The sequence below is a fragment of the Stenotrophomonas maltophilia group sp. P373 genome, from assembly GCF_053295075.1.
In genome coordinates, this window is the sequence record NZ_CM129994.1 from 1,223,207 (window position 1) to 1,249,635 (window position 26,429).

21 protein-coding genes are annotated in these 26,429 nt (G+C 66.8%); 12 read left to right on the plus strand and 9 right to left on the minus strand.

Going from position 1 to position 26,429, the window contains the following annotated elements; translation table 11 throughout:
• Positions 1 to 18: 18 nt before the first annotated feature.
• The gene (locus ACSYHF_RS05685; RefSeq protein WP_005415700.1) at positions 19 to 465 is read left to right on the plus strand and encodes a copper chaperone PCu(A)C; all 447 of its coding nucleotides are present in this window, start codon (positions 19 to 21) and stop codon (positions 463 to 465) included.
• 73 nt (positions 466 to 538) lie between these two features.
• On the opposite strand, the gene ACSYHF_RS05690 is transcribed toward ACSYHF_RS05685, so the two are convergent.
• From ACSYHF_RS05690 to uvrA, 3 genes are all read right to left on the minus strand, one after another.
• Positions 539 to 1,264, minus strand: a complete 726-nt coding sequence (locus ACSYHF_RS05690) for an enolase (RefSeq protein WP_447576159.1) — start codon at positions 1,262 to 1,264, stop codon at positions 539 to 541.
• 90 nt (positions 1,265 to 1,354) lie between these two features.
• Positions 1,355 to 1,762 (minus strand): acyl-CoA thioesterase, encoded by a 408-nt coding sequence (locus ACSYHF_RS05695; protein WP_065178106.1) that lies wholly within the window; start codon positions 1,760 to 1,762, stop codon positions 1,355 to 1,357.
• A complete protein-coding gene (gene uvrA, locus ACSYHF_RS05700; protein ID WP_065185989.1) occupies positions 1,762 to 4,755 on the minus strand; it encodes an excinuclease ABC subunit UvrA in 2,994 nt (997 codons plus the stop codon). Before uvrA ends, ACSYHF_RS05695 begins: the two co-directional genes overlap by 1 nt.
• A 317-nt stretch (positions 4,756 to 5,072) precedes the next feature.
• On the opposite strand from uvrA, the gene rplU reads away from it, so the two are divergent.
• The 3 genes from rplU to cgtA all read left to right on the plus strand — a co-directional run bounded on the left by rplU (position 5,073) and on the right by cgtA (position 6,893).
• Positions 5,073 to 5,381 carry a 50S ribosomal protein L21 gene (rplU, locus tag ACSYHF_RS05705; RefSeq protein ID WP_005408557.1) on the plus strand — a complete coding sequence of 103 codons (309 nt, stop codon included), beginning with the start codon at positions 5,073 to 5,075 and terminating at the stop codon, positions 5,379 to 5,381.
• A gap of 18 nt (positions 5,382 to 5,399) precedes the next feature.
• Complete coding sequence (rpmA, locus tag ACSYHF_RS05710; RefSeq protein WP_005415704.1) at positions 5,400 to 5,663, plus strand: 50S ribosomal protein L27; 264 nt, start codon at positions 5,400 to 5,402, stop codon at positions 5,661 to 5,663.
• A 177-nt stretch (positions 5,664 to 5,840) separates the two neighbouring features.
• The gene (gene cgtA / locus ACSYHF_RS05715; protein WP_069139083.1) at positions 5,841 to 6,893 is read left to right on the plus strand and encodes an Obg family GTPase CgtA; all 1,053 of its coding nucleotides are present in this window, start codon (positions 5,841 to 5,843) and stop codon (positions 6,891 to 6,893) included.
• A gap of 194 nt (positions 6,894 to 7,087) precedes the next feature.
• Here the strand turns inward: cgtA and rpsT are convergent, their stop codons facing one another.
• Positions 7,088 to 7,357, minus strand: a complete 270-nt coding sequence (gene rpsT, locus ACSYHF_RS05720; protein WP_005408560.1) for a 30S ribosomal protein S20 — start codon at positions 7,355 to 7,357, stop codon at positions 7,088 to 7,090.
• A 117-nt stretch (positions 7,358 to 7,474) separates the two neighbouring features.
• Between rpsT and murJ the strand changes: the two genes are divergently transcribed.
• The 7 genes from murJ to ACSYHF_RS05755 all read left to right on the plus strand — a co-directional run bounded on the left by murJ (position 7,475) and on the right by ACSYHF_RS05755 (position 17,156).
• Entirely contained in the window at positions 7,475 to 9,079 is a 1,605-nt protein-coding gene (murJ, locus tag ACSYHF_RS05725) for a murein biosynthesis integral membrane protein MurJ (protein WP_155760284.1), read from the plus strand.
• A 75-nt stretch (positions 9,080 to 9,154) separates the two neighbouring features.
• Positions 9,155 to 10,102 (plus strand): bifunctional riboflavin kinase/FAD synthetase, encoded by a 948-nt coding sequence (locus tag ACSYHF_RS05730; protein WP_005415707.1) that lies wholly within the window; start codon positions 9,155 to 9,157, stop codon positions 10,100 to 10,102.
• Positions 10,099 to 12,930 (plus strand): isoleucine--tRNA ligase, encoded by a 2,832-nt coding sequence (ileS, locus tag ACSYHF_RS05735; protein WP_095377770.1) that lies wholly within the window; start codon positions 10,099 to 10,101, stop codon positions 12,928 to 12,930. The genes ACSYHF_RS05730 and ileS overlap by 4 nt, the downstream gene beginning before the upstream one ends.
• Positions 12,930 to 13,454 carry a signal peptidase II gene (gene lspA, locus ACSYHF_RS05740; protein ID WP_005415709.1) on the plus strand — a complete coding sequence of 175 codons (525 nt, stop codon included), beginning with the start codon at positions 12,930 to 12,932 and terminating at the stop codon, positions 13,452 to 13,454. Before ileS ends, lspA begins: the two co-directional genes overlap by 1 nt.
• A gap of 27 nt (positions 13,455 to 13,481) precedes the next feature.
• On the plus strand, positions 13,482 to 14,432 hold the full coding sequence (gene ispH / locus ACSYHF_RS05745) for a 4-hydroxy-3-methylbut-2-enyl diphosphate reductase (RefSeq protein WP_005415710.1): 951 nt from the start codon (positions 13,482 to 13,484) through the stop codon (positions 14,430 to 14,432).
• 181 nt (positions 14,433 to 14,613) lie between these two features.
• On the plus strand, positions 14,614 to 16,497 hold the full coding sequence (locus ACSYHF_RS05750) for a M61 family metallopeptidase (RefSeq protein WP_065185985.1): 1,884 nt from the start codon (positions 14,614 to 14,616) through the stop codon (positions 16,495 to 16,497).
• Entirely contained in the window at positions 16,494 to 17,156 is a 663-nt protein-coding gene (locus ACSYHF_RS05755; protein WP_005415712.1) for a lysoplasmalogenase, read from the plus strand. The genes ACSYHF_RS05750 and ACSYHF_RS05755 overlap by 4 nt, the downstream gene beginning before the upstream one ends.
• A gap of 82 nt (positions 17,157 to 17,238) precedes the next feature.
• On the opposite strand, the gene ACSYHF_RS05760 is transcribed toward ACSYHF_RS05755, so the two are convergent.
• Genes ACSYHF_RS05760 through ACSYHF_RS05780 form a run of 5 tightly spaced genes read right to left on the minus strand, consistent with a single transcriptional unit; the run spans position 17,239 to position 23,247 of the window.
• Entirely contained in the window at positions 17,239 to 17,946 is a 708-nt protein-coding gene (locus ACSYHF_RS05760) for a hypothetical protein (protein ID WP_005415713.1), read from the minus strand.
• Positions 17,943 to 18,899, minus strand: coding sequence for a hypothetical protein (locus ACSYHF_RS05765; protein ID WP_095377772.1), 957 nt, complete (start codon positions 18,897 to 18,899; stop codon positions 17,943 to 17,945). The genes ACSYHF_RS05760 and ACSYHF_RS05765 overlap by 4 nt, the downstream gene beginning before the upstream one ends.
• 45 nt (positions 18,900 to 18,944) lie before the next feature.
• Complete coding sequence (locus ACSYHF_RS05770; RefSeq protein ID WP_111129584.1) at positions 18,945 to 21,743, minus strand: TonB-dependent receptor plug domain-containing protein; 2,799 nt, start codon at positions 21,741 to 21,743, stop codon at positions 18,945 to 18,947.
• Positions 21,744 to 21,754: 11 nt separating this feature from the next.
• Positions 21,755 to 22,723 (minus strand): FecR family protein, encoded by a 969-nt coding sequence (locus ACSYHF_RS05775; RefSeq protein WP_065185981.1) that lies wholly within the window; start codon positions 22,721 to 22,723, stop codon positions 21,755 to 21,757.
• Positions 22,720 to 23,247 (minus strand): RNA polymerase sigma factor, encoded by a 528-nt coding sequence (locus ACSYHF_RS05780; RefSeq protein ID WP_080352916.1) that lies wholly within the window; start codon positions 23,245 to 23,247, stop codon positions 22,720 to 22,722. The genes ACSYHF_RS05775 and ACSYHF_RS05780 overlap by 4 nt, the downstream gene beginning before the upstream one ends.
• Before the next feature lie 236 nt (positions 23,248 to 23,483).
• Between ACSYHF_RS05780 and ACSYHF_RS05785 the strand changes: the two genes are divergently transcribed.
• Positions 23,484 to 26,357 carry an autotransporter domain-containing protein gene (locus ACSYHF_RS05785; RefSeq protein ID WP_197598478.1) on the plus strand — a complete coding sequence of 958 codons (2,874 nt, stop codon included), beginning with the start codon at positions 23,484 to 23,486 and terminating at the stop codon, positions 26,355 to 26,357.
• Positions 26,358 to 26,429: the final 72 nt, after the last annotated feature.

Here is a 26,429-nt window from a genome sequence, read left to right on the forward strand (position 1 = left end):
GAAGAAGGAACCTGGGCGATGATAACCAAACCATTCGTTGGCGTACTGTGGGTGCTGTGTGCGGCCGCAGCATCGGCTTCGGCTGCGGAATCACGCTGCGTCACGGTGGAGCAGGGCTGGGCGCGGTTGCCACCGAATCCGGCGATGCCGATGACTGCCGGCTATGGCGTGATACACAACGGCTGCAGCAGGGCGGTGGTGATCACCGGTGCGACCAGCAGTAGTTTCGGCGACGTGTCGCTGCACGAGACCACGATCGTCGATGGCGTCAGCCGGATGCGCGCGATCGAGCGCCTGCCGCTGGCAGCCGGCGCGCGTGCCGAACTCAAGCCTGGTGGCCTGCACCTGATGCTGATGCAGGGGCGGGGCGCGCTGAAGGAAGGCCAGGCGCTGCCGCTGCAGTTGCAGCTGGAAGGTGGTGGTGAAGCGAGCGCGACGTTGACCGTCCGCAAGGCCGCGCCGTAGCGGGATGGTAGTGCCGGCCGCTGGCCGGCAAAAACAGGAAATGCCGGCCAGCGGCCGGCACTGCCGCAGGGTCTTACGACCAGTCGTACGAGAACAGCACCGTGCGGCTCACCGGCTCATACAGCATCACGATCGCGTCGGCGCCGGTGGCGCACCAGTTGTAGCCGGCGACTTCGGCGACGGCGAAGAACTTGTGGCCATCGCGGCGGATGATCGCCAGTTCGGCATCATCTGGAGCATGCCGGTCGTTGGCGGCCTCGGTGAATTCCAGGGTGAAGGCGGCAGGAATATCGGCCGTTTCGATCCAGTTGCCACAGGAAATCTGTCCCCCCAGCGTATCCAGATAAGCGCGCTCGCTGGCCTCACCCTTGCCGTAGCGCGAGTAGCAGGCGAGGCGGCCATGCATGGCGTGGTAGTCGCGGGCCTTGGCGTAGCTGTCGCGCATCTGCGCAATGTGTTCCTGCGCGTCCTTGTCCTGTACTGCATCGCCGATGAAATAGCCCTCGTTGCCGAGGAAGCGCATCTGGTTGCCGGCGGTCAGCTCGAAGGCGATCCAGTTGGTGGCGGTGAAATCGTTGTGGTGTTCTTCGGTGGTTTCGCCGATGCAGCCGTCGTACGGCTCGATCGGGCACAGCATCGTCGCCACCTGGCCGGCCAGTTCCGGGCGCAGCACACCGAGGTCGATCTTCAGCAGCGGCAGCAGGTGCTGGCCGAGCCAGGCCTGGTCGGCGGGGAAGACGTCGGTGGGGAAGGGGACCATGCCGGGCAGCAGGTCGCTCAGTTCAGTCTGGTGGATCATGTCAGTCCTTTGAATTGGATCGGTAGTGCCGGCCGCTGGCCGGCATGCGCGAAGCGTCTGGAGGTTGCCGGCCAGCGGCCGGCACTACCTTCAGGTGGAAGCGTTGCGGATCGCCTCAGGCAGCGGCGCGCTCTTGCCGGTCTGCGTATCCATCCACACCACCACCACGTTGCCATCCGAGTACAGCTTCGATGCGTCCTGCTGGTCGACGATGCGGTGGCCGATGGTCACGCTGCTGTTGCCCAGGCGCTCGACGAACAATTCGACCACGATGTCGTTGGGCCACACGATCGGCAGCCGGTAATTGACGTTGGTCGCGGCCACGACCGGGGCGATGCGGTCGGTCATCGACACGCCGTCCACGCCCAGCATCCAGCGCACGCGCGCTTCTTCCAGGTAGGAAATGTACTTGGCGTTGTTGACGTGGCCCATGCTGTCCATGTCACGCCAGCGCACGCTGATCGGGATGCGGGCCAGGATCTTGTGTTCGCTGCTCATCAGGCGTCCTTCTTCTTCGACGTGCTCTTGCTGGCCTTGCCGGTGCTCTTGGCGGCCACGGCCTTCTTCGCCACCTTGGCCGGCTTCTCGGGCTTCATCTTGCGCGGGGGGCGGGCGTCGGGCTTGTTGGCCACGGCGGCCGGCTGCTCGGGGCGCGCGCTGGTGGAGGGCAGCATGCGGGCCAGGAACTGGCCGGTGTACGACTGCGGGCAGGCCGCCACGTCTTCCGGCGTGCCGGTGACCAGGATGGTGCCGCCGCGGTGGCCACCCTCCGGACCCAGATCGACGATCCAGTCGGCGGTCTTGATCACGTCCAGGTTGTGCTCGATCACCACCACCGTGTTGCCTTCGTCGCGCAGCTTGTGCAGCACGCCCAGCAGCGCTTCGATGTCGTGGAAGTGCAGGCCGGTGGTCGGCTCGTCGAGGATGTACAGGGTGCGGCCGGTATCGCGGCGCGACAGCTCCTTGGACAGCTTCACGCGCTGCGCTTCACCACCGGACAGCGTGGTCGCGCTCTGGCCCAGCTTGATGTAGCTCAGGCCGACGTCGACCAGTGTTTCCAGCTTGCGTGCGATCGACGGCACCGGCTCGAACAGCTTCAGCGCATCCTCGACGGTCATTTCCAGCACGTCGTTGATGTTGAAACCCTTGTACAGGATCTCCAGCGTCTCGCGGTTGTAGCGCTTGCCATGGCAGACATCGCACGGCACGTACACGTCCGGCAGGAAGTGCATCTCGACCTTGATCAGGCCATCGCCCTGGCAGGCCTCGCAGCGGCCACCACGCACGTTGAAGCTGAAGCGGCCCGGCGAGTAGCCGCGTGCACGCGCTTCGGGCACCTGTGCGAACAGTTCGCGCAGGGGAGTGAACAGGCCGGTGTAGGTGGCCGGGTTCGAACGTGGGGTGCGGCCGATCGGCGACTGGTCGATGTCCACCACCTTGTCGAACAGGTCCAGACCATCGATCTCCCTGTACGGGGCGATCGGGTGCGAGGAACCGTTGATCTCGTTGGCGGCCAGCGAGAACAGGGTGTCGTTGATCAGGGTCGACTTGCCGGAGCCGGACACGCCGGTCACGCAGGTCAGCAGGCCCGACGGAATCGCCAGGTCCACGCCCTTGAGGTTGTTGCCGCTGGCCCCGCGCAGGTGCAGGGTCATCTTCGGGTTCGGCTTGTGCCGGCGCGCCGGGATCTCGATCGCGCGCTTGCCCGACAGGTACTGGCCGGTCAGCGAGCGCGGTGCCTCCAGGATGTCCTGCAGGGTGCCCTGGCCGACGATCTCGCCGCCATGCACGCCTGCGCCCGGGCCGATGTCCAGCACGTAGTCGGCCAGGCGGATCGCGTCCTCGTCATGCTCGACCACGATCACCGTGTTGCCGAGGTCGCGCAGGCGGGTGAGGGTGCCCAGCAGGCGTTCGTTGTCGCGCTGGTGCAGGCCGATCGACGGTTCGTCGAGCACGTACATCACGCCGACCAGGCCGGCACCGATCTGGCTGGCCAGGCGGATGCGCTGCGCCTCGCCACCGGACAGGGTGTCGGCCTTGCGCTCCAGGGTCAGGTAATCCAGGCCCACGTCGACCAGGAAGCCGAGGCGTTCGCCGATTTCCTTGACGATCTTCGCCGCGATCTCGCCACGCCAGCCCGGCAGGCTCAGCTCGCTGAAGAACTTCAGCGCCTCGTCGATCGGAAGCACCACCAGCTCCGGCAGCGGGCGGTCGGCCACGAACACATTGCGTGCAGCCTTGTTCAGGCGCGCGCCATGGCATTCCGGGCAGGGTTGTTCGCTGATGTACTTGGACAGCTCTTCGCGCACCGCCGGCGATTCGGTTTCCTTGTAGCGGCGCTCGAGGTTGGGAATGATGCCCTCGAAGCGATGCTTGCGCTGGGTGCGGCCACCGGCTTCGGTGAAGTAGGTGAAGGTGATCGCTTCATCGCCGCTGCCGTACAGCACGGCCTGCTGCACCTTGTCCGGCAGCGAGTTCCAGGCCGCGTCGACGTCGAACCGGTAGTGCTTGGCCAGCGAAGCGATCAGCTGGAAGTAGTAGGCGTTGCGGCGATCCCAGCCGCGCACCGCGCCGGCGGCCAGCGACAGCTCGGGGTGCACCACCACGCGCGAGGGATCGAAGAACTCGGCCATGCCCAGGCCATCGCAGCCGGGGCAGGCGCCCATCGGTGCGTTGAACGAGAACAGGCGCGGCTCCAGCTCCGGCAGCGAGTAATCGCAGACCGGGCAGGAGTATTTGGAGGAGAACAGGGTCGGCGCGGTTTCCGTGTTGTCCAGGCTCTGCACCGAGGCCATGCCGTCGCCCAGCTTCAGCGCGGTCTCGAAGCTCTCGGCCAGGCGCTGCTTGATGTCCTCGCGCGGGCGGAAGCGGTCGATCACCGCCTCGATGGTGTGCTTCTGGCGCAGCGCCAGCGGCGGCACCGCGTCGATCTCATGCAGCTCGCCGTCCACGCGCACGCGCACGAAGCCCTGTGCGCGCAGCTGGTCGAACACCTGGGCATGCTCGCCCTTGCGGTCGCGGATGACCGGCGCCAGCAGCATGTAGCGCTGTTCCGGGTCCAGGGTCAGCACCTGGTCGACCATCTGGCTGACCGTCTGCGCTTCCAGCGGGTAGCCGTGGTCTGGGCAGCGCGGGGTGCCTACGCGGGCGTACAGCAGGCGCAGGTAGTCGTAGATCTCGGTGATCGTGCCGACCGTCGAACGCGGGTTGTGCGAGGTCGACTTCTGCTCGATCGAGATCGCCGGGGACAGGCCCTCGATGTGGTCCAGGTCCGGTTTTTCCATCACGCTCAGGAACTGGCGCGCATAGGCCGACAACGACTCGACATAGCGGCGCTGGCCTTCTGCATAGATGGTGTCGAACGCCAGCGAGGACTTGCCCGAGCCGGACAGGCCGGTGATCACGATCAGCTTGTCGCGGGGCAGGTCGAGGTCGAGGTTCTTCAGGTTGTGCGTCCGCGCGCCGCGGATGCGGATGAAATCCATCGCCATGGGGGATCCGGTTGTGGGGGCGTTGGCTGGGTGCCGGGCCAGCAGGGAACGGCAATCGGTCAGCCTACCGAGGTGACCAGATGGGGGCAATGGGCGACAATGCCAGCCCGGTGTCTCACCTTGTGAGACAGGCCGACAGGCAGGGGTCAGATCCCTTTTCACGGGGTGAAAAGGGATCTGACCCCGTTCCGACGCCGCCCCCTGCGGCGTTCAGGGGTTGACTTGACCCGCGCCCGATGATCTGCGTACAATCCCGCTCCTGTCCGCCCTCGATGGCGGCAGCTCAGACCACAATAACTACAGAGGAAGGCCTGGTCATGTACGCAGTACTGGTCACCGGCGGTAAGCAATACCGCGTGGCGCAGGGCGAAAAGCTCCGCATTGAAAAGCTCGAAGTCGAAGTCGGCAGCGAGATCAAGTTTGACAACATCCTGATGCTGGGTGACAGCGACGGCGTGAAGCTGGGCGATGCGCTGAAGGGCGCTGCCGTCACCGCCAAGGTCCTGTCCCAGGGTCGTGCTGACAAGGTCCGGATCATCAAGTTCCGTCGCCGCAAGCACCACATGAAGCGTCAGGGTCACCGTCAGTACTACACCGAAATCGAGATCACCGGCATCGCCGGCTAAGCATCAGGAGAAGCAGTCATGGCACATAAAAAGGGCGTAGGCTCCTCGCGCAACGGTCGCGACTCCAACCCGAAGTACCTGGGCGTCAAGATCTTCGGCGGCCAGGCCATCGAAGCCGGCAACATCATCGTGCGTCAGCGCGGCACCCAGTTCCACCCGGGTTCGGGCGTTGGCCTGGGCCGTGACCACACCCTGTTCGCCCTCGTGGACGGCAAGGTGGAGTTCTCGGTCAAGGGCGCCAAGAAGCGTCGCACCGTCAGCATCGTCTCGGCCGACGCCTGATCCAGGCATCGCCGGCACCCGTGCCCCGGCATGGGAGTGCTGCATGAAGAGCCCCGCTTCGGCGGGGCTTTTCGTTAGAGTTGAAGCAAGACCGGCCAGGCCGGGCTGCCGGCCATCGGCAGGCATAACATTCAAGGCGGCGGCCTGCAGGCCACGCCCATCGCAGGCATCGAAACAATGAAACTGGTAGACGAAGCAGAAATCGAAGTGTTCGCCGGCAACGGCGGCAACGGCTGCATTGGCTTCCGTCGCGAGAAGTTCATTCCGCTCGGCGGCCCGGACGGCGGCGACGGCGGTGCGGGCGGCAGCGTGTACATCCGCGCCGACGAAAACCTGAACACCCTGGTCGACTTCCGCCATGACCGCATCTTCAAGGCGCAGCGCGGCGAGAACGGCATGGGCCGCCAGGCCTATGGCAAGGGTGGCGAAGACCTGACCATCACCGTGCCGGTCGGCACCGTGGTGATCAACGTGGCGACCGATGAAGTCATCGGCGACCTGACCCAGCACGGCGATCGCCTGCTGGTGGCCAAGGGCGGTCGTGGCGGCCTGGGCAACATGCACTTCAAGAGCTCGACCAACCGCTCGCCGCGCCAGGCGTTGCCGGGCGAGCCGGGCGAGGAGCGCACGCTGAAGCTGGAGCTGAAGCTGCTGGCCGATGTCGGCCTGCTGGGCTTCCCCAACGCCGGCAAGAGCACCCTGATCCGCGCCGTTTCGGCGGCGACGCCGAAGGTGGCTGATTACCCGTTCACCACGCTGTACCCGAACCTGGGCGTGGTGAAGGTGGAGAACCACCGCAGCTTCGTGATCGCCGACATTCCCGGCCTGATCGAAGGCGCGGCCGATGGCGCCGGCCTGGGCGCGCAGTTCCTGCGCCACCTGCAGCGCACCCGCCTGCTGCTGCACCTGGTGGACATCTCGCCGATGGAAGGTGGTGTGGACGGCATCTCGCCGGTGGAGCAGGTGCGTGCGATCGAGCGCGAGCTGGGGAAGCACGATCCGGAACTGCTGAAAAAGCCGCGCTGGCTGGTGCTGAACAAGGCTGACCTGATGTTCGAAGACGAGGCGCAGGCCGCGGCCGAGCAGATCGTTGCCGAGCTGGGCTGGAAGGAGCCGTGGTTCCTGGTCTCCGCACTGGGTCGCGAAGGCACCTTCCCGATCATGAGCCGGATCATGGCCTTCTTCGATCGCCAGAAAGAAGAAGAGCAGGAAGCCCGCGACGCGCAATGATGGCGTTGTGGTTCCATGCGGAAAACCCGGCTTCGGCCGGGTTTTTTGTTGCCGGGGTCAGATCCCTTTTCCGCTGGAAAAGGGATCTGACCCCGGACGTGTCAAAAGTCCCGGATCGCGGGCAACAAAAAACCCGGCCGGGGCCGGGCTTTTGTCTGCAGCCCAACCCCGAAGGGCAGGGCGGCAACGCCGGATCAGGCGGCCTTGAGGGCCTTGATGCGGTCGTTCAGGCGGCTCTTGTGGCGAGCAGCCTTGTTCTTGTGGATCAGGCCACGCGCGCTGAAGCGATCCAGGATCGGCTGGGCAACGGCGAAGGCGGCTTCGGCGCCGGCGGCATCGTTGGCGTCCAGCGCCTTGATCACTTTCTTGACAGCGGTGCGCAGCATCGAGCGCTGAGCCACGTTGCGCGCGTTGCGCACGACGGTCTGCTTGGCGCGCTTCTTGGCGGACTTGATATTGGCCACGGTGGTGGTTTCCTGAAAAAATCGGTGTTATGGGAACAGCAAGCTAGCTAGTATGATGGCGTAAGAAATGCACGTCAAGTCGATTGTCAAGAGGGACGCTGAGTGAGTTCACCCAAGTTGTTGCGGGGCCTGCTGTCGTTCAGCAGCATGACCATGGTCTCGCGCGTTCTCGGACTTGTCCGGGACTTCGTGGTGACCACCACGTTCGGCACCAACGCCATCACTGATGCTTTCTGGGTCGCCTTCAGGGTACCCAATTTCCTGCGCCGGTTGTTCGCCGAAGGGTCATTTGCCACCGCTTTCGTGCCGGTGTTCACGGAAGTGAAGGAAACCCGCAACCACGCCGAGCTGCGCGAACTGATGGCCCGCACCGCCGGCACCCTGGGCGGGGTGCTGATGCTGGTCACCGCACTGGCGCTGATCTTCGCGCCGCAGCTGGCCTCGGTCTTCTCCAGTGGCGTTGATACCGACCCGGTCAAGCAGGGCCTGCTGGTCGACCTGTTCCGCCTGACCTTCCCGTTCCTGCTGTTCGTCTCGCTGACCGCACTGGCCGGTGGTGCGCTGAACAGCTTCCAGCGCTTTGCCATGCCGGCGCTGACCCCGGTCATTCTCAACCTGTGCATGATCGCCGGCGCGCTGTGGCTGGCACCGCGGCTGGGCGGTACGCCGGAAAAGCAGATCCTGGCGCTGGGCTGGGCAGTGCTGGCCGCCGGCATCCTGCAGTTGCTGTTCCAGCTGCCCTCGCTGAAGGGCATCAACCTGCTGACCCTGCCGCGCTGGGGCTGGCGCCACCCGGGCGTGCGCAAGGTCATGACGCTGATGGTGCCGACCCTGTTTGGTTCCTCGGTGGCGCAGATCAACCTGCTGCTGGATACGGTGATCGCGGCCAAGCTGACCGACGGCTCGCAGTCGTGGCTGTCGCTGGCTGACCGCTTCCTGGAGCTGCCGCTGGGCGTGTTCGGCGTGGCGCTGGGCACGGTGATCCTGCCGGCGCTGGCCCGCCACCATGTCAGCACCGACCGCGAGGGCTTCTCGCGCTCGCTGGACTGGGGCCTGCGCATGACCCTGCTGATCTCGGTGCCGGCCATGCTGGGCCTGCTGCTGCTGGCCGAGCCGCTGATCGCGACCATCTTCCAGCACGGCCAGTTCAGCGCCTTCGACACCCGCATGACCGCGCTGTCGGTGTATGGCCTGAGCTTCGGCCTGCCGGCATTCGCCCTGCTGAAGGTGGTGCTGCCGGCCTTCTACGCCCGCCAGGACACCAAGACCCCGGTGCGCGCCGGCGTGGCGGCGCTGGTGGCCAACATGGTGTTCAACTTCGCCCTGCTGGCCGTGCTGTACCAGGTGATGGTGCCCGACGCGCTGAAGGCGCAGGGCGTGATGGCGGCCATCGGCAAGCAGCCGGGCCTGCACCTGGCACTGGGCATCGCCAGCGCGCTGTCCAGTTACCTGAACCTGGGCCTGCTCTGGTACTGGCTGGGCAAGACCGATGTCTACCAGCGCCGGCCGGGTTGGGGCGGCTATCTGCTGCGCCTGGTGCTGGCCTGTGCGGCCATGGTTGGCGTGCTGTTGGCCCTGCTGCACTGGCTGCCGGGTTTCTCCGCGATGCGTGTCTGGGAGCGGATCGGTGCCCTTGCGTTGCTGGTCGGCGGCGGCGGCGCGACCTATGCGGTGGCCATGCTGGCGATGGGCTTCCGTCCGCGCGACCTGCGCGGGCATTGATCGCGGCCCGTGGCGGCTATACTTCAGGGTTACACCATTGAAGCGGCGGTCCCGGTCGGGCCGGAACGAGAGTTGATGAGCAGGCTGTTCAGAAGCGTCGAGGGCGGGGAGCTGTTCCCCAACGGAAGCGTGGTCTGTATCGGTGCATTCGACGGCCTCCACCTGGGCCATCGTGCGCTGGTCCGCCACGCGGTCGCCCGCGCGCGCGCCTTGGGCGTGGCCGCAGTGGCCGTGGCATTCGAGCCGCTGCCGCGTGAATTCTTCGCCCAGGGCACGCCGCCACCGCGGCTGACCCTGGCGCGCAGCAAGGTCGAGATCCTGCGCGAGCTCGGTGTCGATGCGGTCGGCCTGCTGCGCTTCGACGCGGCGATGGCGGCGATGCCGGCCGAGACCTTCGTGCGCCGGTTGCTGGTGCACCGGCTGGGCGCCCGCGAAGTCTGGATCGGGCCGGAGTTCTGCTTCGGCAACCGCCGCCGCGGTGATCTGGCGCTGCTGCAGGAGATGGGCGCCGAACTGGGCTTCAGCGCCGGCGAGATTGAAGCGGTGGACCTGCATGGCGAGCGCATCTCCAGCACCCGCATCCGCCAGCTGCTGCAGGGGGGCGATTTCGCCCGCGCCAACGACCTGCTCGGTCGCCCGTATGCGATCAGCGGGCGCGTGGTGCGCGGTCGCCAGCTTGGCCGTACGCTGGGCTTCCCCACCGCCAACCTGCGCTTCCCGAAGACCCCGGCGCTGTCGGGCATCTACGCAACCTGGGTGCACGGCGTGTTCGACCAGCCGTGGCCGTCGGTGTCCAGCTTCGGCACTCGGCCGACGGTGGAGGGCGTGGAGCCGCTGCTGGAAGCCCACCTGTTCGATTTCCAGGGCGACCTGTACGGGCGCCACATCGACGTGGAGTTTGTCGCCAAGCTGCGCGACGAAGAGAAATTCAATGATCTGGCGGCACTGACCGACCAGATGCACCGCGACGCCGAACAGGCGCGCGCCCTCCTTTCCGAACATAGATTGCGAGCCACTGCGTGAGCCAGGACTACAAGACCACCCTGAACCTGCCAGCCACCGAATTCCCGATGCGCGGCGACCTGCCCAAGCGCGAGCCGGGCATTCTGGCGCAGTGGGAAGCGCAGGGGCTCTACCAGCAGCTGCGTGACAACGCCGCCGGCCGCCCGCTGTTCGTGCTGCACGACGGCCCGCCCTACGCCAACGGCCGCATCCACCTGGGCCATGCGGTCAACAAGATCCTGAAGGACATCATCGTCAAGTCGCGCTACCTGGCCGGCTTCGATGCGCCCTATGTGCCGGGCTGGGACTGCCATGGCCTGCCGATCGAGATCGCGGTCGAGAAGAAGTGGGGCAAGGTCGGCACCAAGCTCGATGCGGTTGAATTCCGGCAGAAGTGCCGCGAGTTCGCCGAAGAGCAGATCAACATCCAGCGCGTGGACTTCAAGCGCCTGGGCGTGACCGGCGATTGGGACAACCCGTACAAGACCCTGAGTTTCGACTTCGAAGCCAATGAGATCCGTGCGCTGGCCAAGGTCGTCGCCAACGGTCACCTGGTGCGTGGTGCCAAGCCGGTGTACTGGTGCTTCGACTGTGGCTCGGCACTGGCCGAGGCGGAGATCGAGTACCAGGAAAAGGAATCGCCGGCGATCGACGTGGCCTACGCCGCGCGCGATGCCCAGGCCATCGGCAAGGCGTTCGGTGTGAGCGTGCCGGCCGACGTCGAAGTGGCCGTGCCGATCTGGACCACCACCCCGTGGACGCTGCCGGCCTCGCTGGCGGTGTCGCTGGGCGCGGAAATCAAGTATGTGCTTGCCGAAGGCCCGGCCCACAACGGCAAGCGCCGTTGGCTGGTGCTGGCCGCCGCGCTGGCCGAGCGCTCGCTGCAGCGCTACGGCGTCGAGAGCGTCGTGCTGCACGGTGAAACCACCGGTGCGGCGCTGGAGAACCAGCTGCTGGCGCATCCGTTCTATCCGGAGCGCGACATCCCGCTGCTCAATGGCGACCACGTCTCCGACGAGGACGGTACCGGTGCGGTGCACACCGCCCCTGGCCACGGCCAGGAAGACTTCGTGGTCAGCCAGAAGTACGGCCTGCTGGACAAGTACAACGCCGGGCAGGTGACCCCGATCGACGGCCGTGGCGTGTACCTGGAATCGACCCCGCCGGCCGGTGAGGTGGTGCTGGCCGGCCAGCACCTGTGGAAGGCGCAGGAGGCCATCGTCGGCGTGCTGCGCGACAACGGTGCGCTGCTGGCCTTCCACCCGATCCGCCACAGCTATCCGCACTGCTGGCGCCACAAGACACCAGTGGTGTTCCGCGCGACTCCGCAGTGGTTCATCTCGATGGACAAGGCCAACCTGCGCAGCGATGCGCTGGCTGCGATCGACACTGTCGGCTGGTTCCCGACCTGGGGCAAGGCGCGCATCCAGAGCATGGTCGACGGTCGCCCGGACTGGACCATCTCGCGCCAGCGCACCTGGGGCGTACCGATCGCACTGTTCACCCATCGCCAGACCGGCGAGATCCACCCGCGCTCGGTGGAGCTGATGCAGCAGGTCGCCGACCGCGTCGAAGCCGAGGGCATCGATGTGTGGTACTCGCTGGACGCCGCCGAACTGCTCGGCGCCGAAGCGGCCGACTACGAGAAAGTCACCGACATCCTCGACGTCTGGTTCGATTCGGGCGTGACCCATGAAGGCGTGCTCGCCGCGCGTGGCTTCGGCAAGCCGGCCGACCTGTACCTGGAAGGCTCCGACCAGCACCGCGGCTGGTTCCAGTCCTCGCTGCTGACCGGCGTGGCGATCGACAAGCGCGCGCCGTACAAGCAGTGCCTCACCCACGGCTTCACCGTGGATGAGCACGGCCGCAAGATGTCCAAGTCGCTGGGCAACGGCATCGAGCCGCAGGACATCATGAACAAGCTGGGCGCGGACATCCTGCGCCTGTGGATCGCCTCGGCCGACTACAGCAACGAGATGTCGCTGTCGCAGGAAATCCTGAAGCGCAATGCTGACGCCTACCGTCGCCTGCGCAACACCGCACGCTTCCTGCTCGGCAACCTGGACGGTTTCGATCCGGCCCGGCACCTGCAACCGCTCGGGCAGATGGTCGCGCTGGACCGCTGGATCGTGCATCGCGCCTGGGAGCTGCAGGAGAAGATCAAGACGGCCTACGACGGCTACAACATGGCCGAGATCGTGCAGCTGCTGCTGAACTTCTGCAGCGTGGATCTGGGCTCGCTGTACCTGGACGTGACCAAGGACCGCCTGTACACCATGCCGACCGATTCGCATGGTCGCCGTTCGGCACAGAGCGCGATGTACCACATCGCCGAAGCGTTCACCCGCTGGGTGGCGCCGATCCTGACCTTCACCGCCGACGAGCTGTGGGGCTACCTGCCGGGCGAACGTGCCGGCCATGTGCTGTTCACCACCTGGTACGACGGCCTGGCGCCGCTGCCGGCCGGTGCCCAGCTCAACGCCGCCGATTTCGACCAGCTGCTGGCCGTGCGCGAGCAGGTGGCCAAGGTGCTCGAGCCGATGCGTGCCAACGGCGCGATCGGTGCCGCGCTGGAAGCGGAAATCACCATCGCCGCCAGCGAAGAGCAGGCCGCGAAGTGGCAGCCGCTGGCCGATGAACTGCGCTTCCTGTTCATCAGCGGCGACGTGCAGGTGCGGCCAGCGACCACCGACGAGGTGTTCGTCAGCGCCCAGCCGACCACCAAGACCAAGTGCGTGCGCTGCTGGCACCATCGCGCCGATGTCGGCAGCAACGCCGACCATCCGGAACTGTGCGGCCGCTGCGTGAGCAACATCACCGGTGCCGGTGAAGTGCGGAGCTGGTTCTGATGGCCGCGTCCCGTCCGCATCCGAACGCCCTGGTCTGGCTGCTGCTGTCGGCCGCCATCATCGGCCTGGACCAGTGGTCCAAGGCCTGGGTGCTGTCGAGCCTGCCGGAGTTCCAGCCGGTGGTGGTCATCGACGGCTTCTGGAACTGGTACCGCACCTACAACACCGGTGCGGCGTTCAGTTTCCTGAGCGACGCTGGTGGTTGGCAGAAGTACTTCTTCACCGCGCTGGCAATCGCCATCAGCGGCCTGATGGCCTGGTGGCTGCGCGGCACCGCCCGTGGCAACTGGAAGGCCGCGGTGCCGTATGCGCTGATCATCGGCGGTGCCATCGGCAACGTGATCGACCGCCAGGTCCACGGCCATGTGGTCGATTTCATCCAGTGGTACGTGGGCAGCTATACCTGGCCCTCGTTCAACATCGCCGATTCGGCCATCGTGGTGGGTGCCATCGGCATCGCCCTGTTTGGCCTGTTCGACGGCAAGTCCGCCAAAAAGGCGGATAATGCCAATCCGAAACCGTAAGCCGGCCGCTGCCGGGAGATTGAACTGATGGATGTGCTGCTCGCCAACCCGCGTGGTTTCTGTGCCGGTGTCGATCGTGCGATCGAGATCGTCAAGCGCGCGATCGAAACGCTGGGCGCGCCCATCTACGTCCGCCATGAAGTGGTGCACAACCGCTTCGTGGTCGACGACCTGAAGCAGCGCGGCGCGATCTTCGTCGAAGAGCTCGACGAGGTTCCGGACAACAACACGGTGATCTTCAGCGCGCATGGCGTCTCCCAGGCCGTGCGCCAGGAAGCCGAGCGCCGTGGCCTGAAGGTGTTCGACGCGACCTGCCCGCTGGTGACCAAGGTCCACTTCGAAGTCGCCCGCCATTGTCGTGCCGGCCGTGACGTGGTGCTGATCGGCCATGCCGGTCACCCGGAAGTGGAAGGCACCATGGGCCAGTGGAACCGCGAAGCCGGTACCGGCCAGATCTACCTGGTCGAGGATGTCGAGCAGGTTGCCACGCTGCACATCAACCAGCCGGACAACTTCGCCTACACCACCCAGACGACGCTGTCGGTGGACGATACGCGCGGCATCATCGATGCGCTGCGCGAGCGTTTCCCGGCGATGCAGGGCCCGAAGAACGACGACATCTGCTACGCCACGCAGAACCGCCAGGACGCCGTGCGCGACCTGGCCAAGCGCTGCGACCTGGTGCTGGTGGTCGGTTCGCCGAACAGCTCCAACTCGAACCGTCTGAGCGAACTGGCCCGCCGTGAAGGTGTGGAGTCGTACCTGATCGACGGTGCGCACGAGATCGACCCGGCGTGGGTGGTGGGCAAGCAGCACATCGGCGTGACCGCTGGCGCCTCGGCGCCGCAGGTACTGGTCGATGGCGTGCTGGCGCGCCTGGCCGAGCTGGGTGCAACCGGCGTGGGCGAGCTGGAAGGCGAACCGGAATCGATGGTGTTCGCGCTGCCGAAGGAACTGCGTCTGCGCCTGGTCGACTGACCGGGAAGCGCCTCATCCACGCATGGCGTGGATCTACTGAAACTGCTCTGGTGGGTGCGAACCTTGGTTCGCACGCTTTTTGTCATGCGCGGATGGCCGGCCCGCCCATGACCTTTGGCCATGGGGCAGGGCACTTTACAGGCCTAGCATCGGAGGATTCTCCGCTGTTGGATGCTGCCCGATGAAGACCCGAGCCCTGGTGATGTCCGTGCTGTTCGCGCTGGCTGCTTCGCCTGCACTGGCGCAGACCTCGCCGCCTGCCGACGCCGCGGCTCCCGGCCTGCTGCGCATCGATGTGGATGCGCGCGATCTCGCTCGCCGCATCTTCAAGGTGACCGCCACCGTACCGGTCAAACCCGGTCCGATGACCCTGCTGTACCCGCAGTGGATTCCCGGCAACCATTCGCCCACCGGGCCGATCGACAAGCTGGCCGGCCTGCGCGTGACCGCCAACGGCAAGCCGTTGGCCTGGCAGCGCGACCAGTACAACGTCTATGCGTTCAAGGTAGACGTGCCCGAGGGCGTCAGCGAGATCGTCGCCCACTTCGACTTCCTGTCCTCGCAGGGCGGCAGCCAAGGCCGGGTGGTGATGACCCCGGAGATGCTCAACCTGCAGTGGAATGCCAACTCGCTGTATCCGGCCGGCGTCGATACACGCGACCTGCAGGCGCAGGCCAGCGTGATCCTACCCAAGGGCTGGTCGTTTGCCACTGCGCTGGAAACCGCGCGCCGCGACGGCGATACCGTGGTGTTCAAGCCGATCTCCTATGACCACCTGGTCGATTCGCCGTTGTTTGCCGGCGAGCACTACCAGCGCATCGATCTCGATCCGGGCGCGAAGGTGCCGGTGCACCTCAATGTGTTTGCCGACGAGGCCAAGTCGCTGAAGCCGAGCGAGGCACAGATCACCCTGCACCGCGCACTGGTGCGGCAGGCCGACAAGCTCTACGGTGCGCGCCACTACAACCACTATGAATTCCTGCTGGCGTTGACCGACCGTCTTGGTGGCATCGGCCTGGAGCATCACCGTTCCAGCGAGAACAGTGCCGACCCGGGTTACTTCACCGAGTGGGACGACAACGCCTGGATGCGCGATCTGCTACCGCACGAGTACACCCATTCCTGGAACGGCAAGTACCGGCGTGGCGCTGACCTGACCACCGCCAACTTCAACACGCCGATGGGCGACAGCCTGCTGTGGGTCTACGAAGGCCAGACCCAGTTCTGGGGACAGGTGCTGGCGGCACGCTCGGGGCTGTGGTCGACGGCGCAGGCGCGCGACATGCTGGCCAATGTGGCCGCGACCTATGATCGCGGCCGCCCGGGCCTGGCCTGGCGCCCGTTGCAGGACACCACCAACGACCCGACCATCGCCCAGCGCCGGACGTTGCCGTACCGCAACTACCAGATGAGCGAAGACTATTACTCCGGTGGCCAGATGCTGTGGCTGGAAGTGGAGGGCAAGCTGCGCGAACTGAGCGGCAACCGCCGCAGCCTGGATGACTTCGCGCGCGCCTTCTTCGGGGTTGGCAACGGTGACTGGGACGTCAACCCCTACACCTTCGACGACGTGGTGGCGACCTTGAACGGCATCGTGCCGTACGACTGGACGACGTTCCTGCGCGGGCGCCTGGACGGCCACGGTTCGTTGACCGGGGGGCTGGAACTGGCGGGCTGGAAGCTGGTCTACCGCGATACCCCGAACGACGCCTACAAGGCGCAGGAAAAGCGTGCCAAGGCCGCACTGCTGGCCTATTCGCTGGGCGCGACCGTGCTCGACAGCGGCGTGGTCGGCGACGTGATCTGGGACAGCCCGGCGTTCAACGCCGGTCTTGCACCCGGCATGAAGGTGATTGCGGTTGGCGGGCGCGAGTACAGCAGCCAGCGCTTGAAGGATGCGGTGGCGACGGCGGCCAAGGACAAGGCGCCGATCGTCCTGCTGGTGAAGCAGTTCGACCGCATCGAGACGATGAACATCGACTACCACGGTGGCCTGCAGTATCCGGTGCTGGAGCGTATCGCCGGCAAGCCTGACCGCCTGGCGGACCTGTGGAAGGCGCGATGAAACCGCGCGCCCGCGATGGCGTGATCCTATTGATGGCGATCCTCGCCATCGTCGGCGCGTTCTTTCACGGTGACGGGCGCTGGCTGCATTGGCTGGCGAAGCCGGCGACCACGCTGCTGATCGCTGCCATCGCCTGGCGGGTGCGTGATCCTGCGCAGCCGTCCTACCGGCGCGCGGTGCTGGCCGGCATGCTGCTGTCGTGCCTGGGTGACATCGCGCTGATGTTGCCGATGGACGCGTTCGTACCGGGGCTGGTGGCGTTCCTGCTGGCGCACCTCTGCTACATCGTCGCCTTCCGTGAGGGCCTGCGTGCCGGGCGTGGCCTGCTCGCCGCCAGCATCCTGCTCGGTGCGTTCGCTGTACTCAATGTGCTTGGGCTGTGGCCGCACCTGCCTGCACCGATGCGTATGCCGGTGCTGGCGTACGTGGTGGTGCTGGCCTCGATGGCGATGTTGGCCTTGGCACGGCAATGGCGCAGCCCGCAGCCTGCCGTGGAAGCCCGAAGTGCGCCCTGGGCTGCCGTCGGTGCGCTGCTGTTCGTGGCCAGCGATTCGCTGCTGGCCTGGGACCGCTTCGCCGGCGGCCTGCCACTGGCCAGCCTGCTGGTGCTGTCCACCTATTACGGCGCGCAGTACGCCATCGCCCGTTCGGTGAAATAGAAAAAGGGGACGGAGGGGATTAAGTCGCAGACCGCACCAAGGCACATGCGACTTAATCCCCTCCGTCCCCTTTTTGCGTTGACTATCGTCGGTTCGCGTGGCCGGAACGCCCCTGTGCGTCGAACGAGAGTCGTGCGGACTGGCGATCGCCGGCGACCTCGTCCGGCAGCCACACCAGCCTGCCCCCCTTGCGCACGATCACATAGACGTGGCCGACGTCACCCGGCGTGGCCATCAGCGCGTTGCGCTGCGCCTGCAGCGCCTGGGCCACGCGTGGCACCGCCTCGAAATCGATGTTGGCCAGCGCCGTGCTGCTGCGGCGCAGGGTGATGGTGGGCGCGAAGCGCTGCGGATCGACCGGGTCACCCTTGCGCCACTGGCCGTGCTCGAAGTGGTAGCTGTCCACGTGCGTAGGTTGCTGCGGATCGACCAGATCCAGATTGATGCGGCCATCATCGTAGAAGTGGATGCTGTGGAACACCATCAACCGGTGCCCGGCCAGGGCTGGCATCTGTTCCAGTGCCTGGCGGGCGGCCAGCAGGTAGTCCGCATCGAACAAGCGGTTGCTGCGTTCGGGCATCGGCATCGACCGCGGTTCGGGAATCGGTGCGAGCGAAGCAGGTCGCTCGCGCGGTGGAGGCGTGGTGATCGGCGTGGTTGCGCGGTCATCCTGCACCGAATGGCCCATCGTTTCGGCAAGGGTCTGCAGTGCCCCGCCGGCAACGGCGACGCCGGCCAGCAACAGCAGCACCATCGAAAATACCAGTCGCGTCGAGGGGGGCTGCTTCATACACCCTCCAGGCGAACGTTGCCGCGATCTTCCGGGTCGTACAGCAGCGTGACCTGCTCGCGTGGAAGGTTGGCCAGCTCGATCAACGGGATGAAGCGGCGCACGTTCACCTGCTGTATGCCACCTTCGCGGTCGGTGTACTCCAGCTGGAACTCCACCTGCGGCTGCTCGTTGAGGTAGGTGCCGGTCTGGCGCAGCTTCAGCACCTTCGCATCCACGCCGATGCCGCGGTACTTCAGCGCGTCTCCGCGTGCATCGGCCTGCAGCAGGCGCCCCAGGACGCGCAGGCCCAGGGCGTAGCCGCACAACACCAGCGGGCACACCAGCAGTGGGTGGCCGAAGGACATGAACGTCCAGCCCAGGCCCTCACTCTGCAGCCGATAGGCGAGCACGTAGGCGCTGGCAACCACGACGATGCCGATGACCGCGCCGGCGCCGCGGCGCCAGAGGCTGGCGACATCAAGTTCGGGCTGGGCGCCCTCCAGCACCACATTGGGGAACGCACCCGGCGTCCGGCTCAGGCGAACCTCGATGCGCTGGCCGGCCACGAAACGCTGCAGCTGCGGTTTGCTGTCCACCACCAGCATCTGTTCATGGATCGGCGTGCCGGACAGGTTCTGGAAGCCAAGCTTCAGTCTCCACTGCGCGAAGCCGCGCACGTGCACGCCGGTCTGCTCGGCCTGTTCGATCAACGCATCACGCGGCTCACCGTCGGCCAGGATGGTGCGCACCCGATGCAGCGCGCGCGGCGGGCCCAGCAGCAGGTAGTGCAGGAAGGCGAGCAGCAACGCGAGCCACAGGGCCAGCGACAGGGCGAGCAGCAGCAGGGCCAGCCATGGCGCGCTGCGGTCGGCCAGTGGCACCGGCCACGACGTGCCGAAGTAGAGGATGCAGGGGAAGGGCAACGCGAAGAACAGCAGGAACGCGCCCCAGAACCAGAGATAGGCCTTCATGGGGTGGTGGGGGACCGATGGAACAGGGCGCGTAGGGTACTACGCTCAGCGGATCTGCAGGGTCAGCAGGAAGTAGCGGCCAAGTGGATCGTCCAGCCCCGGCATCTGGCCGCCATTGCCGACCAGGTAGTTCACCGGTTGCGTGTCGAGCACGTTGTGCACGTCCAGCGCGGCGACCAAGCGCGGCCCCAGCCGCCTTGCCAGGTGCAGGTTCCAGCGCAGCTGCCGCGGATTCATGCAATGGTTCTGCTCGCGCTGTTCCTCCGGGCATTCCGCACCGGGCAGCCAGGCACGCGTGCGCCCTACCTGGTTGCCGCGCAGGGCGATGTCCCAGTTGCTGTTCTGCCACTGCACATTGAGCACGGCGGCCATCGCTGGCGTGACATGGCCACGCAGGTCCACCGTCGCTTCATGGCCACGCTCGCGGCGCAGTTCCTGCTGCTTCAGCGCATCGAGCGAGAACAGCCACTGGCCGGTGCTGCCGGTGTCGATGTGGTACTCCCCGCGCAGAACAAGGTTGCGCGACGTGGTGCGGCCGATGTTGTCGAAGGATAGGCGCAGGTTGTGCAGGTTGCCGTCCTCGTCCAACTCCCACGTGCTTGAATTCCACACTGCGTCGGCCGGTTGCAGGGCCAGGATCTCGTTGCGCAGTTCGACGATGTTGTGGGTCAGCGACAGTGAAAACGCATCGGTCGGTGTCCAGGTCGCACCCAGGGAATGGCTGCGCGACCGCTCCGCTTTCAGCGCATCGTTCTCCACCACGTCCACGGTTACGCTGCAGCGTCCGTTGCCGTTGCTCTGCGCGCAGTTGGGCAGTGCGCTGGAGGCGGGTAGTTCGATCGCGCCGAAATAGCCCGGCGGCCGCCGTTGCTCGAACAGGCTGGGGGCCCGGTAGCCGCGCCCGGTGGCAAGCAGGAATGACCACTGCGGTGTCGGGCTCCAGCGTACGCCCACGCGGGGCGAGAAAGCCTGGTAATCGCCATCGCGGTCCCAGCGTGCTGCCAGGTCCATGCGCAGCGTGCGCGCCAATGGCAGGCCGAGTTCGGCGTAGGCACCGCCACTGCGGCGTGACAGGTGGCGTTGTTCCTGTGGCAGGCCCAGCGCCAGGTCGCCCTGGCTCAGCAGCGCGTCGGGATGCGACGTCCAGCGTTCCTGGCGCAGGTCGATGCCGGTGGCCACTTGTGCAGCACCGCCGGCCAATGGCATCAACTCGCGCTGCATGCCCCACCAGCCCTGCCACTGCTCGGTGCGCCCGCGGTTGCGGATCGACGGGAACAGCTGCGCGGCGGTCTCTGCCGGCAACGAGGTGAAGCCGGGCAGGAAATCCAGCGTCTCGGCAGCGCGCAGCAGTGGTTGGGCGCGCACGGTGCCGGACGTCGTCAGGGTGACATCGCTGCGCTGTGCGCTGATGCCGGCATCCCAGCTGCGGCGGCCCTGGTCGCGGCCCATGCCGAAGGTGACGTCGGCATCGGTGGCACGTACATGCGGACGCACGTTGCCGGCTTCGCGCAGCACGCTGTTGAAGGTGAACCCATAAAGCCCGATGGCTACGGCGGTCGGGCCGAGGTCGAAGCGTTGCCGGTTGTGGCTGGCCCGCGCCTCGGCGTAGGCGTAGCGACCTTCGCCGCGCTCATGCCGATAGCGCAGGTAGGCCGAGGCGGTGTCCGAGGCCGGTTGCAGCGAACGCGGGCGTGCGCTGTCAAACCAGCAGGCGCCATCGCGCCGTTTCAATGGCCCTTCGCAGCGCTTTGCCGGCCAGTAGCGTCCATCGCGGAACGCGCCGATCAGGTACTGCGAGGTTTCCGCATGCCATTCGCGGCGATCGCCGGCCACGTGGTCGATGCGATGCAGGTCGACGCCAGCGAACCAGCGGTCCCCTCCGTCGCGCACGCCACCGGTGGCCGCCTGCAGGCGATACTGGCCGGCGTCGCCGCGCCCGCTCAGGCCGGTCTGCAGCATGGCTTCAGGGCCATCGGCCTGGTCACGCAGGATGATGTTGACCACGCCGGACATCGCGTCGGCACCATAGATGGCCGACGCACCGCCACGCACCAGTTCGATGCGCTCGACGAAGCTGAGCGGGATGCCCCCCAGGTCGGTGAGCCCGCCCTGTTCCAGCGACACCATCGGATAGCGTGGCAGGCGCCGGCCATTGACCAGGAACAAGGTCGCACGCGGACCCATGCCGTCCAGGCTGGTGGTGGTGGCCGCACCCACCGGCAGGTACTGCGAATCGCCACTGCGCGAGGTGCTCATCGCCGGGTGGCCGTTCATGCCCGGCAAGTGCCGCAGCAGGTCGAACAGGCTGCCGTAACCGCTGCGCAGGATGTCATCGCGATCGATGATGGTCACCGGCAGCGTGGTCTGCACGGAGGTGCGCGGCAGCCGGCTGCCGGTGACATGGATCGGCGCCAGCTCCACCTGCGGTGGCGTCTCGGGCACCCCGCCCGGCGACGGTACCGCGGGCATCGCACGCGTCGCGACCGGCGGGGGCGATGGCGGTGCTGGCCGGGTGCGGCGGACGACGAATCCACCGGCAGGCGTGCGCAGGATGGTCACCGGCATGCCGGCGACCAGTTCCTTCAGGGCCGCGGCCGCATCGCGTTGGCCATGGGTGCCGGCCGTGCGCAGGCCATCCAGTTCACGCGCATCGAACAGCAGGGCGATGCCACTCTGGCGCGCCCATTGCTGCAGGGCCGGTGCGAGTGGGCCTGAACCCACATGGACCTCCAGGGTGCCGGCCTGTTCGGCTGCATCGGCAGAGGGCAGCGCGGCGATGCTCAGCGCGAAGCAGAACAGGGTGCAGAGCAGCCCCTCCCGCAGCGCGCCCGGTACTGCCTTCACTGCAGGCCTCCTCAGTACGTGCGGCGCAGTTCCAGCGCGCCATCCGGTCGCGTCTGGCCAGCTACCGACCAGCCCAGTTCCAGCGCCGACAGCAGTTCCTGCGCATCGCCGGCACGGAAGGTGCCACTCACGGCCAGGCTGGCGATCTCGGGATCGGCGATCACCAGCGGCGTGCGACCGTAGCGGTTCATGCGCTCGACCACGATCGACAGCGGCGTGGCATCGAACACCAGCTGTCCCTGCAGCCAGCCTTCGGCAGCGGCATTGGACGACAGCGCCGGGCCGGGCTGGAAGCGGCCCGATGGCAGCACCTGCAGCTGCTGGCCGGGTGCCAGGGTGTGCTGCGTCCCCCCATTGCTGACTTCCACCGCACCTTCCAGCAGTGCGACTTCGACCAGGCCGTCGTTCAGGCGCTCCACCTGGAAGGTGGTGCCGATGTCGCGGATGGTGCTGTCGCCGGCGCGCAGCTGCAGCGCCTTGCTCGACGGTGCGACCTGCAGCTGCACGCGGCCCCGTTCCAGCACCAGGTTGCGATGGCGCCAACCGAATCGGGCATGCAGCGTGGTGCCCGCATCCAGCGTGGCCACGCTGCCATCGGCCAGCGTCTGCTGCCGGGGCAGGTGGGAATCGTTGGCATAGCGCAGCGGCGTGGGGTTGCCGTCGATGGCGACCATCCAGCCGATTCCGATGGCCAGGCAGACGCCTGCGGCGGCGGCCACTGCCGGCAGCCAGCGACGCTGTGCCGGCCGTGCCGCACGTGCTGCGGCGGTGCGCAGCCACGGGTCAGCGGCCAGTTCTTCGCCCCGCTGGAACAGGGTCTCGGCCTGGATCCAGGCGCTGACATGGGCCGGGTCCTCGGCCAGCCAGTCCTCGAACCTCTCTCGCTCGCCCGGCGTGCAGTCCGGAGCCTCCAGCCGCGCCACCCAGGCGCTGGCGCGTTCAAACAGCAGGGTGTCTTCCCTGGGGCTGGCGTGACTCATCCGTTGTCCCTGTCGTTGTGCAGCGGATCCGATCCGAGTTCCTGGCGCAGGCCCTGCAGGGCGCGGGCGATATGTTTTTCCACGGTCTTGGCGGTGATTCCACAGTGCCGCGCGATCTGCGTATAGCTCATGCCGGTGATCCGGTTGAGCAGGTACACCTCGCGCGCGCGCTCGGGCAGCTTGAACAGGGCCTGCCGCAGCAGGGACAGCATCTGCCCGGACTCGGCCTGGCGCAATGGATCGGGCGACGTGCTGGAGGGCTCGTCGCCGCCATCGTGTTCGGCAAGGGACAGGTGTGGCCGCGACTGCGACGAGCGGCCACGGTCTGCCAGGCGGTTGCGGGCGATACGATACAGCAGCAACCGCAGCTCGTCGGCACTGTGCGCGCGATAGCGGATCAGCCGCTCCATGCAGTCCTGCGCGATGTCCTCGGCATCCTCCGGCCCAACGCCGCGCGTGCGCAGGAAAGCGCACAACGGCGCGCGTTCTTCCCGTACGAACGCAATGAACGCGTCCGTCGGCACGGACAGGTCCGGCGCGCGATGGATCAGAGGAGAGGGGGTGGACAGGGCTGGCCTCGGGCGTCGGTGGCGGGTGCGTCTTCGAGTTTTACGCGACGATGACCGGATGGGGAAGAGTGTGCATGGCCCCTGATTTCATTGTGAATGCATTCATGTTTCGGAGGCTGGTGCGCTGGGGGAGTTTGCGCCGCCCGGACGTTGAACTCCTGACCCGTGTGTTGCGGGTGGAGAGAGAACGCATGAAACATTCGAAGTTGAGCCTGGCCCTGGCCGGACTGATGGGCGTCACCGCCATGGCGGCGGTTGATGACGTCATGGCAATGAATTATCACGTGCGGGACGATCGCGTCTTCCTCAGCGGCGGCGTCACCGTTGCTGACGTGGTGGCGCTGCCCGCGCTGCTGGCCAAGGCACAGGCTGAAGGCCGTCCGATCCGCGAAGTCGTGCTGCGCACATCCAATGGTGGCGCGCTGATCGCCGGCGAGTGGCTGCAGGCGGTGATCCGCACCCAGGGCCTGGACACCATCGTGTCCGGCCACTGCATCTCGTCCTGCTCGATCATGCAGTCCGGTGGCGTCAACCGTTACCTCGGCGGCGATCTGCCACTGGTCGACTCGGTGCAGATCCACGCCGCCAGCAGTGGCGGCAAGATCACCTATGCGCCGTCAGCGCGCATGACCCAGATCTACACAGGCAACTACGGCGGCGGGATGGATGCGGGCCTGTTGCACAAGGCGATGTATGAAGTGGTTCAACCCAATGGCCTGCTAGTATTCCGCGACCCGGCGCGCACCACGGGTACGTCGGTCACCTTCGATCCGGATGGCAGCGGCAGCAAGCTGGAGTCGTTCCCGGGCCAGGACATCCGCGGCAACAACATCATCAACACGGCAGGCTATCGCGATCCGGGCGACACCCTCCGTGTCACCAGCAACGTCAGCGGCGACATCAACCCGGGCTACCTGCGCACCGCGCGCCAGCTGCAGGCCTTCGTCGACGACGATTTCGCGCGCTGGAACACCGACTGGGCCAGCACCTACATCAACGATGCGGTGAGCCTGTACAACGTCTCCACGCGGGGGGCGAACGGTATCGGCGCGCAGTCGTTGCAGCAGCTGCTCGCCGATCCCGACGTCCAGAATGAACTGCGCGGCCAGCTGCGGCTGGCCGATCTGGATGCCTCAACCCTGGCCAGTTCGGCGGGCGTGATCCGTGTCAGCAATGGCGCTACCTGGCGCACCGCCGAAACCACTGGCGCCGATTTCATTCTGGTGGACAACGGCACCATCGCACTGGAGGGTGGTGCGCTGCGCACCCCCGAGCTGCGCGTGATGCCGGGCAGCATCGTGGTCGGCCATGGTGATATCGCATCGGTCGGCACCGACAGCGATGCGCTGCTGGATGGCACCGGCCCGTCCTACCGCGAAGACGGCTTCAACCGCCTGCGCGTGTTCGGCACGTTGATGCCGCGTGGTGGCGATCTGGTGACCCACGGCTACGTCAACATCATGCCCGGCGGGCAGGTGCTGTTCGATGTTACCGAAACCGGTGGTACCGGCAGTGGCCGCCTGCGCGTCGGCAGCTTCTACGATGGCGGCTCCGAGGAGGGTGCGCTGGTGATCGCGCAGGGCGCACATCTGGCGCTGAACGTGGCCCAGGGCTTCTATGCCGGCACCTACCGTCGCGACCTGGTGGAAGGACCGATCTACCAGGGGGGCTTCCAGGATGCCGTGCGGCTGGGCGATGCCGGCTACAGCGCCAGCATCACGGCCGGTGAAGTGTTCCGCCCGCGCCACAATTCGCTGCTCAGCTTCAACGTCAACCAGACCGCCGACGGCCTGTGGCTGACCGCCAACCCGGGCTTCGATCAGCTGGGCCTGTTCGCCAACGGCACCTCCGGCGACGGCCTGGGGCGCGCGCTGGCCGCTGCAGCGGACCGCCAGGACAGCGGCCTGAAGTCGTTGCTCGGCGCGCTGCAGTTCAGCGACCGCGATGTGATCGCACAGCAGGCTGGCGCCCTGCGCGGTGATGCGCATGCCAGCCTGCGCCTGGCCGACAATGCACTGATCGGCAGCATCGGCAACGTGGTGCAGCAGCACCAGTCGGCGATGCGCAGTGGCGGCGATGCCGATGGCCTGGCCTCGCAGGCGGCGCAGTCGGTCTCAGCGCAGCCGGGCATGCGCCATGGCAGCCTGTTCAACCAGCTGGCCATGCATCTGGTCGAGCCGGCGGGCGAGGCTGCTGGCGACAGCCGGGTGGCGGGGCGCAGCCATGGCCTGTGGGCACGCGGTTTCGCCAGCCATGGCCGCATCGATGCCGACGGCGGCGTGGCCGGCCTGAGCCACACTGTCGGCGGCATCGTGATCGGTGCCGATACCCGCGTGGCCGATGACCGCGTGACCCTCGGCGTGAGCGTGGCCGCCGCCGACATGTCGACCAAGGCCAGCGACGGCTCCGGCTTCAGTGGCGACGTACGCGCGCTGGATGTGGGCGGCTACCTGGATGCGACCTATTCGCGGGGCTACCTGTCGGCGGCCGTGCGCTACACCGACCTGCGGCATGACACCCGCCGCAGTGTCGGCGGCATTGATGGGCTGCAGCAGCCTCTGCGCGCGAAGTACAGCAACGATGCCATCTCGGCACGGGTGGAGCATGCGTTCTCCTTCACCACTGGAAAGGGTCTGGTGATCCAGCCGCTGCTGCCGGTGGTGGACTACGCACGGACCTCGGCCACCCGTTTCAATGAAGGGCAGGGCGCCGGTGCGCTGGTGGGCCGCAGCGGCAGCCTGGAGAGCATTCGTGTGGGTGCCGGCCTGCAGCTGTTCAAGACCTTCGAAGGCAACAACGCTGAGCGCATCACCCCGCGTGCCCGCGTGGTCTGGCAGAAGGAACTGGGTGACACCCAGGCCCGCTACAGCACCGGCTTCGCCGCAGCTCCGGACCTGCTGTTCGGTGCCAGCAGCCAGGCCGTGGGCGAGCAGGTGCTGGCTTGGAACGTCGGCGTGACCAGCCGCGCCAGCGAGCGCCTGTCGATCATGGCCGACTACGTGGGTGAGCGCCGGGACGGGCAGATCCAGAACGGCGTGATGCTGGGCCTGGGCTATCGGTTCTAAGCGGTACTCGGCCCCGGCGATATCCGTATCGCCGGGGCCATCCCATCAGGGCAGGTGCTGCGGTATGGTCGG

Bases quoted from the DNA above. Each gene is read 5' to 3' on its own strand.
- ACSYHF_RS05685 (WP_005415700.1), top strand. From the start codon at position 19: ATGATAACCAAACCATTCGTTGGCGTACTGTGGGTGCTGTGTGCGGCC.
- ACSYHF_RS05690 (WP_447576159.1), bottom strand. From the start codon at position 1,264: ATGATCCACCAGACTGAACTGAGCGACCTGCTGCCCGGCATGGTCCCC.
- ACSYHF_RS05695 (WP_065178106.1), bottom strand. From the start codon at position 1,762: ATGAGCAGCGAACACAAGATCCTGGCCCGCATCCCGATCAGCGTGCGC.
- uvrA (WP_065185989.1), bottom strand. From the start codon at position 4,755: ATGGCGATGGATTTCATCCGCATCCGCGGCGCGCGGACGCACAACCTG.
- rplU (WP_005408557.1), top strand. From the start codon at position 5,073: ATGTACGCAGTACTGGTCACCGGCGGTAAGCAATACCGCGTGGCGCAG.
- rpmA (WP_005415704.1), top strand. From the start codon at position 5,400: ATGGCACATAAAAAGGGCGTAGGCTCCTCGCGCAACGGTCGCGACTCC.
- cgtA (WP_069139083.1), top strand. From the start codon at position 5,841: ATGAAACTGGTAGACGAAGCAGAAATCGAAGTGTTCGCCGGCAACGGC.
- ACSYHF_RS05730 (WP_005415707.1), top strand. From the start codon at position 9,155: ATGAGCAGGCTGTTCAGAAGCGTCGAGGGCGGGGAGCTGTTCCCCAAC.
- lspA (WP_005415709.1), top strand. From the start codon at position 12,930: ATGGCCGCGTCCCGTCCGCATCCGAACGCCCTGGTCTGGCTGCTGCTG.
- ispH (WP_005415710.1), top strand. From the start codon at position 13,482: ATGGATGTGCTGCTCGCCAACCCGCGTGGTTTCTGTGCCGGTGTCGAT.
- ACSYHF_RS05750 (WP_065185985.1), top strand. From the start codon at position 14,614: ATGAAGACCCGAGCCCTGGTGATGTCCGTGCTGTTCGCGCTGGCTGCT.
- ACSYHF_RS05755 (WP_005415712.1), top strand. From the start codon at position 16,494: ATGAAACCGCGCGCCCGCGATGGCGTGATCCTATTGATGGCGATCCTC.
- ACSYHF_RS05760 (WP_005415713.1), bottom strand. From the start codon at position 17,946: ATGAAGCAGCCCCCCTCGACGCGACTGGTATTTTCGATGGTGCTGCTG.
- ACSYHF_RS05765 (WP_095377772.1), bottom strand. From the start codon at position 18,899: ATGAAGGCCTATCTCTGGTTCTGGGGCGCGTTCCTGCTGTTCTTCGCG.
- ACSYHF_RS05775 (WP_065185981.1), bottom strand. From the start codon at position 22,723: ATGAGTCACGCCAGCCCCAGGGAAGACACCCTGCTGTTTGAACGCGCC.
- ACSYHF_RS05785 (WP_197598478.1), top strand. From the start codon at position 23,484: ATGAAACATTCGAAGTTGAGCCTGGCCCTGGCCGGACTGATGGGCGTC.